Origin of the sequence: Falsiroseomonas oryziterrae, assembly GCF_021864505.1 — a bacterium.
In the GTDB taxonomy this organism is placed as follows: domain Bacteria; phylum Pseudomonadota; class Alphaproteobacteria; order Acetobacterales; family Acetobacteraceae; genus Falsiroseomonas; species Falsiroseomonas oryziterrae.
Window position 1 is genome coordinate 1 of sequence record NZ_JAKJIB010000090.1, and the last position, 12,822, is coordinate 12,822.

Sequence of the window (12,822 nt, forward strand, 5' to 3'; positions counted from 1 at the left end):
CAGGGACACGGACGGTGCGCCGAAGGCGGCCGCGGCGCGCGTCAGGCCATCCGCCAGCGCGGCGCGCGCGTGATCCGCGACGATCGGCGCGCAACCGAGTGGAGAGCGCGCCTCCGGCACCGCGATGCCGGCGATGGCCGCGACGGGCGCGCCCGCCGGCAGCAGGCTTTCGGGATGCAAGTCGTCCTCGTGCAGCAGGAGCGCGAAGGGACCGGCGGGCAGCGCGTCGGCGCGCGGCAGGGGTCGCAGCGGCGGCGGCGCGGGGGCGGCGAGCGGCAGCGGGTTCTCGTCCAGCTCGCCCTCCGGGTCGAAGCGGCCGAGCGTGTGGCGGCGGATGTTCTCGGCGCGCGCGACATAGTGCTTGCCGGGCGTCTGCATCCCCGCGACCCAGCGCCAGGACAGCGTGTTGGACGCGGCGTCGCCATCCAGCAGGTGGCGCAGCATGAAGTCCGCGCCGAGCGTCCAGGGCAGGCGCAGCGTGAAGATCCAGATGCTGGCGAACCACATGCGCACGTGATTGTGCAACCAGCCCGTCGCGCGCAGCTCCTCGGCCCAGGCGTCGAAGCAGGCGATGCCGGTCGCCCCGGCCATGGCGCGGTCGAGCGCCTTGCGCATCCCGCCCGTCGCGCCGGCCAGCGCGGCATCGCGCTCGCGGCAATACGCGTCCCAGACGCCGGGGCGGAGTTCCAGCCAGCCCTTCCAGTAGCTGCGCCAGAACACCTCCTGGATGAACTTTTCCGCCGCCTGCGCGCCATGCGCGGCCAGTGCCGCGCCGATCAGCTCCTCCTCCGTCACCAGCCGGTGCCGCACCGCGGGCGACAGGCGCGAGACGTCGCGGCGCTGGCCCGGTCCGGGATCGCTGTTGCGGCCTTCCGCATAGGCGCGGCCCATGCGGGGCGCGAAGTCGTGCAGACGCGCCAGCGCGCCGGCGCGGTCGGCGGGGAAGGTCTCGAGGTCCATCGCGCCGCAGATCGGCCCGACGCGAGTGTGCGCAACCCCGGGCTGGGATCGGTGCGGCACCGCACCCTATGCTGCGCGGCATGGACGAGGACGAGATCGGCGGCGCGATCGCCTTCCTGGCGCTCGCGGAGCGCCTGAAGGACACGCTGCGCAACAGCCGCACCTCCGGCGGGCGGACGGAAAGCACGGCCGACCACACCTGGCGCATGTGCCTCATGGCGCTGCTGTTCGGCGAGGAACTCGGCGTGGATCCCTGGCGCCTCGTGCAGGTCTGCCTGGTGCACGACCTGGCGGAGGCGCTGACCGGCGACCTGCCGGCGCCCGCGCCGCGCAAGGCCGGCGTGAAGGAGGCGCGGGAGCGCGAGGCGATGGCGACACTGACCATGACGCTGCCGGCGCGGCACCGCCAGCGTCTGCTGGCGCTGTGGGAGGAATACGAGGCGCGCGCGACTCCCGAAGGACGCGTGGCGCGCGGCCTCGACAAGCTGGAGACGATCCTGCAGCACGCGCAGGGGGTGAATCCGCCGGGCTTCGACCTCGGCTGGAACCTCGGCTACGGGCGGGGGGACACGGCGGCGCCGCCGCTGCTCGCCGCGCTGCGCGAGAGGCTGGATGCGGTGACGCGCGCGCGGCTGAGCGACGAGGCGGAGGCGGTCAGGCTGCCAGGAACGCCGTGACCTCGGCCAGGAAATCGCGCGGGTTCTCGGCGTGCAGCCAGTGGCCCGCGCGTATCGTCGCGAAGCGCGCGGCGGGGAACAGCGCGCGGAAGCGCGGATGGTGCTCCGGCAGGATGTAGTCCGATGCGTCGCCGGCGAGCACCAGCACCTGGCCGTCGTAGCGACCGGGCAGGTCGGGCCAGCCGCCGATCAGCGGCATCTGGTCCGCGATGGCGTCGAGCGCGACGCGCCAGCGCGGCGGGTCCTCGGTGAAGAGCAGGTTCTGCAGCAGGAAGCCGCGCAGCGCGGGGTTCGGCACGGCGTCGGCCAGCGCGGCGTCGGCGTCGCGCCGCGTCAAGCCCGCGCGCAGCGGGATGGCGCGCATCGCGGCGACGTAGCGGGTGAAGAGCGGCGTGGGATATGTCACGGGCGCAATGTCGGCGATGCAGAGCCGCTCGACGGCGTCGGGATGGGCGAGCACGAGTGCCATCGCGACCTTGCCGCCCATCGAATGGCCGATGACGGCGGCGCGCTCGACGCCGGCCGCGCGCAGCGTCTCCGCCACGTCCTCGGCCATCTCGGGATAGGACATGGTGGCGGCGTGCGGCGAGGCGCCGTGGTTGCGGAGGTCGAGGGCGAGCACGCGATACGTGGGCGCGAGCGCCTTCTGGATGGCGCCGAAATTCTGCCCGGCGCCGAGGAGGCCGTGGAGGAAGACGACGGGGGGGCCGGAGCCGAGTTCGGTGACGGCGAGTCGCATGTGGTGATTACCCCCACCCCGACCCTCCCCCGCTTCGCGGGAGAGGGAGAAAAAGATCAGCCCCTAGCGGCCAGGACGACGCTGACAACGATCAGCGCGCCGCCCAGGATGACGTCCCAGCCGATCGGCTCGTTCAGCCAGAGCGCGCCGACCACCACGCCGATGAAGGGCACCAGCAGGAACCAGACCGAGGCAACGGCGCCGGGCAGCTTGCGGCTGGCCTCGATGACGCACCAGGTGCCGATCGGCGCGGCGATGAGCCCGATGAACAGCATGTGCGGCCAGGAGGAGCGGCCGATGCCGCCATTCGGCTCCAGCAGCAGCGCGAGCGGCAGCAGCACGCAGGTGCCGATGGCGAAGCACCAGGGCAGCAGTTCGAGCATCGAGCTCTTCGGGGGCCATTTGCGGCTGGCGATGATGGCGATGGACCAGGAGAGGCCGGCCGCCATCAGCATCAGGTGGCCGGCCAGCACCTGGCGGTCGGTCCAGTCCACCGCCCAGGGCCCGATCAGCACCAGCGCGCCGCCGAGGCTGATGCCCGCCGCGATCCAGCGCAGGCGGGAGACGCGTTCGCCGAGGAAGAAGACCGACAGCGGGATCAGCCAATAGGCGACGACGTTGGACAGCACCGCGGTGCGCCCCGCCGGCACCAGCGCGACGGCGAGATGCGTCAGCACGAAGAAGCCGCCGAGCTGGAACAGGCCGAGGAAGATTACCGCGTTGCGATCCTCGCGCCGCGGCAGCCTGAGGCGGCCGAGCACGGCGAGCAGCACGGCCGCGATCAGCGCCGCGAAGCCGGCGCGGCTGGTGCCGAACCAGAGCGGCGTCGCGTCCGCGAGCGCGGCCTTGGTCACCGGCCAGGCGCCGCCGAACAGCACGATGGCGATCAGCAGCAGCCGGAAGGCCGCGCCCATGCCCATCGTCTCGGGGCGCGCGCCGGACATGTCAGGCGGGCGCCAGGGCGGCGCGGAGCGCGAGGATGTCGGCGATGCCGCCGCCGCGCGGCGCGAGGTCGGCTTCGGTCACCATGGCACCCTCCGCCACGTCGCGGGCGAGTGCCACGCCATGCGCCAGACCGATCGGCACGGCGCCGAGCGCGCGGGACCGCGTGGCGGGAATGCATTTGCCCCAGACCGTCGCGCCGCCCTCGCCGTCCAGCACCTCGCCCGCGCGAAGCGGACGCTTGGCGACGGCGACGCAATCGGCGGCCCAGTCCGTGGAACACCCGGTCGGCTCGCGGCGCAGCGCGGCCGAGGCGACGGAGACGCCGAGTTCGAGCCCGATGAAGTGGTAGGGCCGCCAGAGCGCGGCGTAGCGGCCGGTGGTGTCGGTGGCGACGCCGTATTCGGCGAAGCAGCGGCGCGCATAGTCGGTCTCGCCCTCGAAGACGACATAGACGCCCCAGCGCAGGTTGTCGGGGATCTCGGCGCCCTCGCGCGTGAGGGAGGAGATCACCTCGACCACGCCCTTGCGCGGCAGGATGCCGCCCTCGTTGTGCGGGCGAAGCACGTTCGGCAGTTGCGCCGTGCCGCAGGGCGGGAAGGCGAGGCCGTCCTCGGGCGGGGCGAGGCCGATGGCGTTGGCGATCGCCGCCATCTCGATCCCCGACTTCGTGCCGTCGAGGAAGGAGTTGAACATGCGCGGGTTCATGCCCCCTTCGCGCGCCTGCTCGGCGGTGAGGCCGTAGAAGTCCCACACCGTGTCGGGCGTCGAGGCGTGATAGCGCGGCAGGTACTTCGTGCCCTTCCCCGCCGCGACGACGGAAAAGCCGGCGGCGCGGATGGTGTCCACCATCTCCGCGACCAGCGCGGGCTGGTCGCCATAGGCCATGGAATAGACGACGCCGGCCGCCGCCGCCTCGCGCGCCAGCACCGGGCCGGCGAGGACATCGGCCTCGACGTTGACCATCACCACGTGCTTGCCGTGCGCGATGGCGTGGCGTGCGTGCCGCAGGCCGGCGGCGGGATCGCCGGTCGCCTCCACCACCACCTCGACCTGCGGGTCGGCGATGAGCGCGGCAGCGTCCTCGGTGATCGTCGTCATCTCGATCAGCGCCGCGTCCCAGCCGATGCGCGCGAGCGCGACGCGGGCGCGCGCGACGGAGAGATCGGCGATGCCGTGGATGCGCAGGCCCGGCGTGCGCGGCGCCTGGTGGAGGAACATGGAGCCGAACTTGCCGGCGCCGATGACGGCGACGCGGACCGGGTCGGCGGCGCGCGCGAGCAGGAGGCGGTGGAGGTTCAAGAGACGGCCTTCGGATGGGTGCGGCGTGACGGAGCGGCTTGCCGATTCACGAACCCCCACCCCGGCCCTCCCCCGTGAACGGGGGAGGGAGCTAACCGGCCGCTCAAGGCTGGCGCCATTGGCGCGGGCCGTAGCCGGGGAGGTGCAGGCTGGAGCCGGGGCGGCGCAGGACGAGGATCGCGCCGATCGCGGCAACCAGGACGCCCGCGCCCTGCGTCGCGCCGCGGGCGCCGCGGCCGCCGATGCGCACCGCGAGCACGAAGACCGCGAGGCCCAGGACGATCAGCGCCCAGCCGGCCATCAGCCGACCGTCAGCATGATCTTGCCGATATGCGCGCTGCTTTCCATCAGCCGGTGCGCCTCGGCTGCCTCGACCAAGGGGAAGGTGCGGAAGATGCGCGGCGCGCAGGCGCCCTTCGCCAGCAGCGGCCAGACCTTGGCTTCGAGCGCGGCGGCGATCTCGCCCTTCTCCGCCGTCGTGCGCGGCCGCATCGTGCTGCCGGTGACGGTCAGGCGCTTCACCATGATCGGGCGCAGGTCGAACTGCTCCGCGACATGGCCCTGCAGGAAGGCGATCATCACGAGACGCCCGTCCAGCTTCAGCGAGCGGATGTTGCGCGCGGCATAGGGCGCGCCGACCATGTCGAGCACCACGTCGACGCCCTTGCCGCCGGTCAGCCGCTTCACCTCCTCGGCGAAGTCCTGCGTGCGGTAGTCGATCGCGGCGTCGGCGCCGAGTTCGAGGCAGGCGGCGACCTTCTCCGCGCTGCCCGCCGTCGCGTAGACCGTCGCGCCGAAGGCCTTCGCAAGCTGGATGGCGGTGACGCCGATGCCGCTGGTGCCGCCATGGATCAGCACGGTCTCGCCGGCCGCGAGGCGGCCATGGCCGAAGAGGTTGGCGAAGACGGTGAAGTAGGTCTCGGGCAGCGCGGCGGCGCGCAGCGCGTCGTAGCCCACGGGCCAGGGCAGCGCCTGCGCCTCGGGCGCGGCGCAATACTCGGCATAGGCGCCGCCATTGGTCAGCGCGGTGACGCGGTCTCCGACCCGGTAGCGGCGCACCTCGGCGCCCACCGCCACCACCTCGCCGGCGCATTCCAGGCCGAGGATGGGCGAGGCGCCGGGCGGCGGCGGGTAGCTGCCGCTGCGCTGCGCCACGTCCGGGCGGTTCACGCCGACGGCCATGCAGCGGATCAGCACCTCGTCCGGGCGCGGCTGCGGCACCGGCCCGCGCGCCGGCACCAGCACCTCGGGCCCGCCGCCGGCACCATGCGCGATGAAGGTCATCTCCTGCGGCAGCGCAACCATCGCGTGTGCTCCTCGTTCGCCCGGGAGGGATCACGCGCCGCGGTGCCGCGTCAAGCCACCGCGCGCGGCGGAGCAGCCTTGCGGCGGAAGCAGCGCGAGGGTTGCGCGGCGCACGAGGCCGATGTGAGGTAGCCGGCGATGTCAGAGCGGTGCGCGACGCAGCGGAGCGAAGGCGCTGGCCGGATCGGCCGACGCGCGCTGGGCGTCGCGCTGGGTGTCGCGCTGGCGCGGCCGGCGCTGGCGCAGGCGCCGGCGGAGCTTCGGATCGGCGCGATCTTCCCGCTCTCGGGCCCGCTGGCGCTGCTCGGCGACGAGAGTTTCCGCGGCGTCGAGATCGCGGTGGAGGAACGCAACGCCGCGGGCGGCGTGCTCGGCCGGCCGCTGCGGCTGCTGCGGGCCGATGCCTCCGACGAGGCGAGCGCGGCGGCGGAGACGCGGCGCCTGGTCGGCGGCAACGAGCGCGTCGCCGCGATCTTCGGCAGCTTCGCCTCCTCGGTCGCCCTGCCGGGCTCGCAGCTCGCGGAGAGCGCGGGCGTGCCGTGGTTCGAGCTCGGCGCGCTCGGCGACGCGGTGGTGGAGCGCGGCTTCCGCTGGGTGTTCCGAGCCTCGCCCGCCGCCGCCGACTTCGCGGCGGTGGCGGTGGAGGGGGTGATGGAGGTGCTGGCGCCGCGGCTCGGCCTCGCGCCTGGCGACCTTCGCATCGCCATCGCGCATGAGGAGGCGCCGGGCGGGCAGTCGGTTGCCGCGGCGCAGGAGGGGCTCGCGCGGTCGCGCGGGCTCAGCGTGGTTGAGCGCGCGGCCTATGCCTCCCGCCCCTCGGACCTCAATGCGCTGGTGCAGCGCCTGCGCGGGATCGAGGCCGACGTGCTGATGCACACCGGTGCGCCGGGGGACGAGGTGCTGCTGTTCCGCGCGCTGCGCGACACCGGCTGGCGGCCGCGCATGGTGATCGGCACCGCGGGCGGCTACGGGCTGGCGGAGACGGCGCGGAGCCTGGGGGACGCGCTGGCGGGCGCGATGAGCGCGGACCTGGCGCCCTTCGCGGTGAACGAGCGGCACGCGCCGGGCGCGCGCGCCTTCGCCGAGACCTATCTGCGGCGCTACGGCGCGGAGCCGCGCTCGGGCCACAGCCTTGCCTGCTGCGTCGGCGCACGGCTGTTCCTCGAGGCGATGCAGCGGGGCGGCGGGGTGGAGAAGGAACGGGTGCGCGCGGCGGTGCTCGCGCTCGACATGCCGGAGGCATCGACCGCGGCCGGCTGGGGCGCGCGCTTCGAGGCGCGCGGGCAGAACACCCGCGCGCGGCCGCTGCTGTGCCAGTGGCAGCCCGGTCCGCAGGGGCTGCGCCAGGTGGTGGTGCATCCGGCGGCGGCGGCCATCGCGGAGGCGCTGCCGCGGCTCGGCGGCTGATAGGGCGACCCGGGCCCGCTCAGCCGCGGATCAGGCCGTAGAGCGTGGTCGCGACCTCGGTCGCGATCAGCAGCGCGACGCTGAGTTCCAGCACGCGCGACCGCCGCGCCTCGACCAGCGAGAGCAGCGTCTCCGAGGTCTCGTGCATCATCTCGAGCTTGCGCGTCAGGGCTGCGCTGCGTTCGCCGATCTCCCATTCCTCGTCGAGCGCGGCGTAGAGGGGGGCGAGTTCCGGATGGTCCCAGAGCAGGTCCGGCTTCGCTTCCGTGTCCACGCGCGCGCCGGCGCGGGAGCGGGCGGCGATCGCCTCCCCGATCGAGCGGAGCATGACGGAGGAGGACGGCGCGAGCCGGCCCTGTCGCAGCCGCGCCAGCACGGGGTCGAGCCGGTCGAGCCCCCGCTCCAGCATCGCTTCCTGGTGGGAGAGCAGCGCGCTGCGCGCCAGCGCCTCGGCCACCAGCGCGACGCGCGGGGCGGAGAGGTCGCGCAGCCGCACCACGCCGTCCTGGTCCGGCCCCTCGGCCGCCGGGTCGAGCCGGATCAGCGCGGTCTCGACCACCGGTTCGGGGAGCGGATCCGACAGGCGCGGGCGGAGCCGCTCGGCAAGCCGTGCGGCCGGCGCCTCGTCCATGCCGACGGTGACCAGCGCGCCCCAGCGGAAGCCGAAGGCCTGGCCGGCAGCGTCGGCGATCGGCACCACGCCTTGCAGCGTGTCGCCGGTGCGCCCGAGCCCACGGGCATCGAGGCGCTCGGCGAGAAGCAGGGCGCGGAGCGGGATCGGCTGGGCGGTCATCCCCCCAGCCTAGCGGTCCCGCCCCGCGCCGGGCTTGGCTACTCGGCCCGGATATTGGCCGCGCGGACCAGCGGCTCCCAGGTCGCGATCTCGCTGCGGAGATAGGCGGCGGCGGAGGCCGGCGTGGTCTCGGCCGGCACCTGCATGGCGAGGCCGGTCAGGCGCTCGCGCACCGCGGGCTGGCCGACGGCCGCGACGACCGCGCGGTGGATCGCGTCCACGATCGGCTGCGGCGTGCCGGAGCGGACCATGACCATGTGCCAGGTGTAGGTCTCGAAGCCGGCGAGGCCCTGCTCCTGGAAGGTCGGGATGTTGGGCGCGAGCGGCGAGCGCTCGCGCGTGCTGATGCCGAGCGCGCGCAGCTCGCCCGAGCGGGCGTAGGGCAGTGCCGAGGCCGCGATGTCGAAGATCATCGGGATGCGGCCCGCGATCACTTCCGGGATGGCGAGCGAGGAGCCGCGGAAGGGGATGTGGTTCATGCGCAGCCCGCCCGCCGCGTGCAGCAGCAGCTCGGAGCCGAGATGCACGGCGCCGCCATTGCCGGAGGAGGCGTAGTCGAAGCGGCCCGGATTCTCGCGCACCAGGCGGACGAAGTCCTGGAAGGTGCGTGCCGGGAAGTTGTTGTTGACGAGCAGGACCAGCGGCACCTGGCCGACCAGCGCGACCGGCGTGAAGTCAGCGACCGGGTCGAAGGGCAGGCGCGGGAAGAGCGCGCGCGTCACCGCATGGGCGACGGTGGTGTAGAGCACCACGGTGCCGTCCTGCGGGCCCTTGGCCACCATGTCGGTGCCGACGACGACGCCGGAGCCGGTGCGGTTCTCCACCACGATGCGGTGCGGCAGGGCGTTCGACATCGTCTCGGCGAGGAGGCGGGCCGGAACGTCGGTGGGGCCGCCGGCGGCGAAGGGCACGACCATGCGGATCGGCTGGGTCGGCCAGGCGGCCTGGGCGGCGGCGGGCCGGAGGCCGAGGACGGGGGCGGCGAGCACGCCGGCACCGAGGCCGAGCAAGTGGCGACGCCGGGTGGCGATGGTCATGGACGGTTTCTCCCCTGGGCGGCTCGGCCGCATCTAGGCTGAACAGCGCAACGGATGGGGATGGGGCGCCCGCGAGTCAATCGCCCGGCCGCCGCCCGGGCCGCTGCGAGGGCGGTCCTGGTCGGGCGCGCCGGTCAGGCCGCGCGGATCAGCTTCTCGTAGGTCTCGGGATCCGTTGCCCCTTCGGTGCCGAACAGCAGGATGCGGCTGTCGGCGTCGAGACCGAGCATGCCGCGGGCGAAGGGGTCGCGCGCGGCGAGCAGCAGCGCGGCGAGGCCCGCCACCGCACTCTCCCCCGCCACCACCTTCTGCGTCCGGCGGGCGAGCAGCTTCATGCAATCCACCGCGCTGTCGTCGGGGACGGACATGAAGGCGAAGGCGCCGCGCTCCAGCTCCTGCCAGGCGAGCAGGCTGGGCTCGCCGCAGGCAAGCCCGGCCATGAGCGTATCGAGCTCGCCCGGCACCGCGACGGCCTGGCCGGCCTCGGCGGAGGCGAGCAGGCAGGCCGCCTTGTCGGGTTCCGCCACGACGAGCTTCGTCGCGGCGCCGAAGCGCGCGCGCAGCTGGACCGACACGGCGGCGGCCACCCCGCCGACGCCGCCCGGCACGAAGGCGTGGGTCGGCGGCTTCTCCAGTTGGTCGGCGGCTTCCTCGGCCATCAGCCGATACCCCTGCATCACGTCGCGCGGGACCTCGGTGTAGCCCTCCCAGGAGGTGTCGGAGACGACGAACCAGGCCTCGCGCTCGGCCTCATGCGTGCAGGCACGCACGGCATCGTCATAGGTGCCGGGTACGACGCGGATCTCGGCGCCGTATTTCGCGATGGCGTCGCGGCGGCCCTGCGAGACGCCTTCATGGACGTAGATCACGCAGCGGCAGCCGAAGCGCTGCGCGCCCCAGGCGACGGAACGGCCGTGGTTGCCGTCGGTGGCGCAGGTCACGGTGATGCCGCGCGTCGCCTCCTTCAACTCGCCGGATTCGAGCGCGGCGGCGCTGGCGTTGTCGGCGGCACCGCGCCGGGCGAGCTCGGTCGTCAGCAGCTTCTGCACCGCATAGGCGCCGCCGAGCGCCTTGAAGGAGCCGAGGCCGAAGCGCGGGCCCTCGTCCTTGTAGTGCACGGCGGCGACGCGGGCGGATCGCGCGACCTCGTCGAGGGGGATCAGGGGCGTCGGCGCGTAGCCGGGCCAGGATTCGATCTCGCGGCGCGCGCGGCGGAAGCCGCCATCGGGCAGCACGACGATGCCGGGCGTGCCGTGGCGGCGGTTGAGGAGCAGGCGATAGGGGCGGGCGGGGATCATGCAGGCAGGATGCCGCCGGCCCCGCCCTGCCGGCAACGCCGGGCGGGCTATGTTTCGCTCGCGCCTTCGGCCAGCAGCTTCGCGCGGAGCTCGGGCCAGAGCGCGACCTTCTCGCCGCTGTCCTGGCGCGTGACGACGCAGACGGCGCGCGCGGTGCAGCAGGGCTCGCCATCCTTCAGCAGCGCGTAGTCGTGCACGAAGGAGGTGCGGCGGAAGCTGGCCACGCGGCAGGCGAGCTGCACGGCGTCGCCGAAGCCGACCGCGCGGAGGTAGCGCGCCTCGATCTGCGCGACGACGGGTCCGGCGAGGTCGGGCGAGATCGGCGCCCCGGTGAGCGCCTGCCAGTGATCCACGCGCAGGTCCTCGAACAAGGTGAGATAGGCGGCGTGGTTGACGTGACCGTAGAGGTCGCACTCGATCCAGCGGATGCGGTGCGGGCGGAGGATGGTCCAGTTCTGCTCGCTCATGGGGCTGCCGCCTGGCCGGAGGGAACGGGACGTGGCTTCCGATCAGCGTCGATGGCGACGAAGGTGAAGACGCCCTCCGTCACCTGCTGCATCTCCTCCTCCGACATGCGGCGGCGCCAGGCCTCGACATGCACGCGGATCGAGGTGCGCCCGACCGCGACGACATCGGCGTAGAGGCTGACTTCGTCGCCGATGAAGACCGGGCGGTGGAAGACCATCGCATCCAGAGCGACAGTCGCGACGCGGCCGCGCGCGCGACGGATGGCGGCGTTGCCGCCGGCGAGGTCCATCTGCGCGAGCAGCCAGCCGCCGAAGATGTCGCCCGAGGGGTTGGCATCGGCCGGCATGGCGACGGTGCGCAGCACGGGCGGGCCGGCGGGCGGCGTGTCCGAGGTTGGCGGACGCGTCGGCACGGGTCAGATCCCGCCCTGCTCGAGGCGGAGGATCGCGCGTGCCAGCGCCTGCGCGCGCGGCACCATGCTGTCGAGTTCCAGGTATTCCTCCGGGCTGTGCGCCTTGCCGCCGACGGGACCGACGGCGCAGATCGTCGGCGCGCCCATCGCGGCGGTGAAGCCACTGTCGGCGCAGCCGCCGGAAAAGCGCCCTTCCACCGCGAGCCCGCTGTCGCGCGCGGCGGCCTGGTAGAGCTCGAAGACACGCGCGCTGGCGGGCGATTGCGTGAGCGGCAGGAACTCGCCGCGGATCGAGAGGGTCGCGCGCGTGCCGGGGACGAAGGACTTCGCGACGATCGCCTCGATCTTGCCCATCACCTCGTCGCGGTCGGCGGGCTCGACATAGCGGAGGTCGATCTGGCCCTGCGCCCAGGGGGCGACGGTGTTGACGCTCTGCCCGCCGCTGACGAGGCCGACATTGAGCGTGATGCCGCGCGCGAGGTCGGTCAGCGCATGGATCGCGGTGATCTTGGCGGCGAGCTCGCCGATGGCGCTGATGCCCTGCTCGAAATTGCCGCCGGAATGCGCGGCCTTGCCCTCGATGTCGAAGGCCATGAAGACGCCGCCCTTGCGGCCCGTCACCACGCCGCCGTCGGGGCGGCCGGGCTCCGAGTTGAAGACCACGCGGGCGGCGCGGGCCTCCGCCTCGATGACGGGGCGGCCTTCGGGCGAGCCGATCTCCTCGTCGCCGGTGAAGAGGCCGACGAGCGGCCCCGGCGCGCCGCCGAAGCGGGCGAAGGCGGCAAGGACGAACATGTTCATCACCAGGCCGGCCTTCATGTCGGCCACACCCGGGCCGAAGGCGCGGTCGCCTTCGATCGTGAAGGGGCGGCGCTGCGGCTCGCCCTTCGGGAAGACGGTGTCGCGGTGGCCCATCAGCACGATGTTGCGCCGGTCATTGCCGCCCGGCTGTGCCGCGCCGTCGCCGACGGTGGCGCGCAGGCAGTCGCCGAAGCGCTGCTGCTTCAGGGTCTCGACGCCGATGCCGTGCGCGCGAAAGAACCGGGCGACCTGCGCGCCGACCGCGTCGACGCCTTCCTTATCGTAGCTGCCGCCATCGGTGTCGACCATCTCGCGCAGCGCGTCGATCATCGCTGCGCGCTGGTCGGCGAGCCAGGTGGTGATGCGGGTCTCGATCTCAGCCATGCGCGCCTTTCCTACCGGAGGCAGGCTGCCACCGCTGCCCCCCGACGGAAAGCGCCGTCGCACGGCCGTGTGACGCTCAGCCGGCGCGAGGCCCGCGATCAGTCGTCGTCGTCATCCTCGCAGACGACGCGCGCGTTGCGGCCGTTTCCGACCGTGCGGCAGTTGCTGGGCGGTGCGCTCGCCGTCGTCCCGGAGCCGGAGGCGCCGCCGCCCGCCGAACCGCCGCTCGTGCTGCCGGTGGTCCCCCCGCCGCCCGACGCGCCGCCCGACGCGCCGCCACCGGTCCCGGTGCCGGAC

At 73.8% G+C, this 12,822-nt stretch carries 15 protein-coding genes; 2 read left to right on the forward strand and 13 right to left on the reverse strand.

From position 1 onward, the window contains the following. A partial coding sequence (locus L2I40_RS09730; RefSeq protein ID WP_237214707.1) for an FAD-binding domain-containing protein occupies positions 1 to 960 on the reverse strand: 960 nt, incomplete at its 3' end. 80 nt (positions 961 to 1,040) lie between these two features. Between L2I40_RS09730 and L2I40_RS09735 the strand changes: the two genes are divergently transcribed. Then, a complete protein-coding gene (locus tag L2I40_RS09735) occupies positions 1,041 to 1,637 on the forward strand; it encodes an HD domain-containing protein (RefSeq protein ID WP_237214708.1) in 597 nt (198 codons plus the stop codon). Here L2I40_RS09735 and L2I40_RS09740 read toward each other — a convergent pair. The 5 genes from L2I40_RS09740 to L2I40_RS09760 all read right to left on the reverse strand — a co-directional run bounded on the left by L2I40_RS09740 (position 1,615) and on the right by L2I40_RS09760 (position 5,925). Continuing rightward, the gene (locus tag L2I40_RS09740) at positions 1,615 to 2,376 is read right to left on the reverse strand and encodes an alpha/beta fold hydrolase (protein WP_237214709.1); all 762 of its coding nucleotides are present in this window, start codon (positions 2,374 to 2,376) and stop codon (positions 1,615 to 1,617) included. The two genes, L2I40_RS09735 and L2I40_RS09740, sit on opposite strands and share 23 nt — an antisense overlap. Positions 2,377 to 2,432: 56 nt before the next feature. Beyond that, on the reverse strand, positions 2,433 to 3,320 hold the full coding sequence (locus L2I40_RS09745; RefSeq protein WP_237214710.1) for a DMT family transporter: 888 nt from the start codon (positions 3,318 to 3,320) through the stop codon (positions 2,433 to 2,435). 1 nt (position 3,321) lies between these two features. Continuing rightward, positions 3,322 to 4,620 carry an NAD(P)H-dependent oxidoreductase gene (locus tag L2I40_RS09750; RefSeq protein WP_237214711.1) on the reverse strand — a complete coding sequence of 433 codons (1,299 nt, stop codon included), beginning with the start codon at positions 4,618 to 4,620 and terminating at the stop codon, positions 3,322 to 3,324. A 103-nt stretch (positions 4,621 to 4,723) separates the two neighbouring features. Next, positions 4,724 to 4,921 carry a hypothetical protein gene (locus L2I40_RS09755; RefSeq protein WP_237214712.1) on the reverse strand — a complete coding sequence of 66 codons (198 nt, stop codon included), beginning with the start codon at positions 4,919 to 4,921 and terminating at the stop codon, positions 4,724 to 4,726. Then, positions 4,921 to 5,925 carry an NAD(P)H-quinone oxidoreductase gene (locus L2I40_RS09760; protein ID WP_237214713.1) on the reverse strand — a complete coding sequence of 335 codons (1,005 nt, stop codon included), beginning with the start codon at positions 5,923 to 5,925 and terminating at the stop codon, positions 4,921 to 4,923. The genes L2I40_RS09755 and L2I40_RS09760 overlap by 1 nt, the downstream gene beginning before the upstream one ends. A gap of 138 nt (positions 5,926 to 6,063) precedes the next feature. On the opposite strand from L2I40_RS09760, the gene L2I40_RS09765 reads away from it, so the two are divergent. Beyond that, positions 6,064 to 7,332, forward strand: coding sequence for an ABC transporter substrate-binding protein (locus L2I40_RS09765; protein ID WP_237214714.1), 1,269 nt, complete (start codon positions 6,064 to 6,066; stop codon positions 7,330 to 7,332). A gap of 19 nt (positions 7,333 to 7,351) precedes the next feature. Here L2I40_RS09765 and L2I40_RS09770 read toward each other — a convergent pair whose 3' ends face one another. From L2I40_RS09770 to L2I40_RS09800, 7 genes are all read right to left on the reverse strand, one after another. After that, positions 7,352 to 8,125 carry an RMD1 family protein gene (locus L2I40_RS09770; RefSeq protein ID WP_237214715.1) on the reverse strand — a complete coding sequence of 258 codons (774 nt, stop codon included), beginning with the start codon at positions 8,123 to 8,125 and terminating at the stop codon, positions 7,352 to 7,354. A 38-nt stretch (positions 8,126 to 8,163) separates the two neighbouring features. Further along, positions 8,164 to 9,162 (reverse strand): Bug family tripartite tricarboxylate transporter substrate binding protein, encoded by a 999-nt coding sequence (locus L2I40_RS09775; protein WP_237214716.1) that lies wholly within the window; start codon positions 9,160 to 9,162, stop codon positions 8,164 to 8,166. 134 nt (positions 9,163 to 9,296) lie between these two features. Beyond that, on the reverse strand, positions 9,297 to 10,460 hold the full coding sequence (locus L2I40_RS09780) for a diaminopropionate ammonia-lyase (protein ID WP_237214717.1): 1,164 nt from the start codon (positions 10,458 to 10,460) through the stop codon (positions 9,297 to 9,299). Positions 10,461 to 10,507: 47 nt separating this feature from the next. Continuing rightward, positions 10,508 to 10,927, reverse strand: a complete 420-nt coding sequence (locus tag L2I40_RS09785; RefSeq protein WP_237214718.1) for an acyl-CoA thioesterase — start codon at positions 10,925 to 10,927, stop codon at positions 10,508 to 10,510. Beyond that, complete coding sequence (locus L2I40_RS09790) at positions 10,924 to 11,274, reverse strand: acyl-CoA thioesterase (RefSeq protein ID WP_237214721.1); 351 nt, start codon at positions 11,272 to 11,274, stop codon at positions 10,924 to 10,926. Before L2I40_RS09790 ends, L2I40_RS09785 begins: the two co-directional genes overlap by 4 nt. 69 nt (positions 11,275 to 11,343) lie before the next feature. After that, positions 11,344 to 12,525, reverse strand: a complete 1,182-nt coding sequence (locus tag L2I40_RS09795) for a M20 family metallopeptidase (protein ID WP_237214719.1) — start codon at positions 12,523 to 12,525, stop codon at positions 11,344 to 11,346. A gap of 98 nt (positions 12,526 to 12,623) precedes the next feature. Next, positions 12,624 to 12,822, reverse strand: a 199-nt coding sequence (locus L2I40_RS09800) for a hypothetical protein (protein WP_237214720.1), incomplete at its 5' end; no start/stop codon positions are given.

Excerpts from the sequence above, each read along its gene's own strand:
- L2I40_RS09735 (WP_237214708.1), top strand. The coding sequence starts at position 1,041 with ATGGACGAGGACGAGATCGGCGGCGCGATCGCCTTCCTGGCGCTCGCG.
- L2I40_RS09755 (WP_237214712.1), bottom strand. The coding sequence starts at position 4,921 with ATGGCCGGCTGGGCGCTGATCGTCCTGGGCCTCGCGGTCTTCGTGCTC.
- L2I40_RS09760 (WP_237214713.1), bottom strand. The coding sequence starts at position 5,925 with ATGGTTGCGCTGCCGCAGGAGATGACCTTCATCGCGCATGGTGCCGGC.
- L2I40_RS09780 (WP_237214717.1), bottom strand. The coding sequence starts at position 10,460 with ATGATCCCCGCCCGCCCCTATCGCCTGCTCCTCAACCGCCGCCACGGC.
- L2I40_RS09745 (WP_237214710.1), bottom strand. The coding sequence starts at position 3,320 with ATGTCCGGCGCGCGCCCCGAGACGATGGGCATGGGCGCGGCCTTCCGG.
- L2I40_RS09740 (WP_237214709.1), bottom strand. The coding sequence starts at position 2,376 with ATGCGACTCGCCGTCACCGAACTCGGCTCCGGCCCCCCCGTCGTCTTC.
- L2I40_RS09795 (WP_237214719.1), bottom strand. The coding sequence starts at position 12,525 with ATGGCTGAGATCGAGACCCGCATCACCACCTGGCTCGCCGACCAGCGC.
- L2I40_RS09790 (WP_237214721.1), bottom strand. The coding sequence starts at position 11,274 with ATGCCGGCCGATGCCAACCCCTCGGGCGACATCTTCGGCGGCTGGCTG.
- L2I40_RS09775 (WP_237214716.1), bottom strand. The coding sequence starts at position 9,162 with ATGACCATCGCCACCCGGCGTCGCCACTTGCTCGGCCTCGGTGCCGGC.
- L2I40_RS09785 (WP_237214718.1), bottom strand. The coding sequence starts at position 10,927 with ATGAGCGAGCAGAACTGGACCATCCTCCGCCCGCACCGCATCCGCTGG.
- L2I40_RS09770 (WP_237214715.1), bottom strand. The coding sequence starts at position 8,125 with ATGACCGCCCAGCCGATCCCGCTCCGCGCCCTGCTTCTCGCCGAGCGC.
- L2I40_RS09765 (WP_237214714.1), top strand. The coding sequence starts at position 6,064 with ATGTCAGAGCGGTGCGCGACGCAGCGGAGCGAAGGCGCTGGCCGGATC.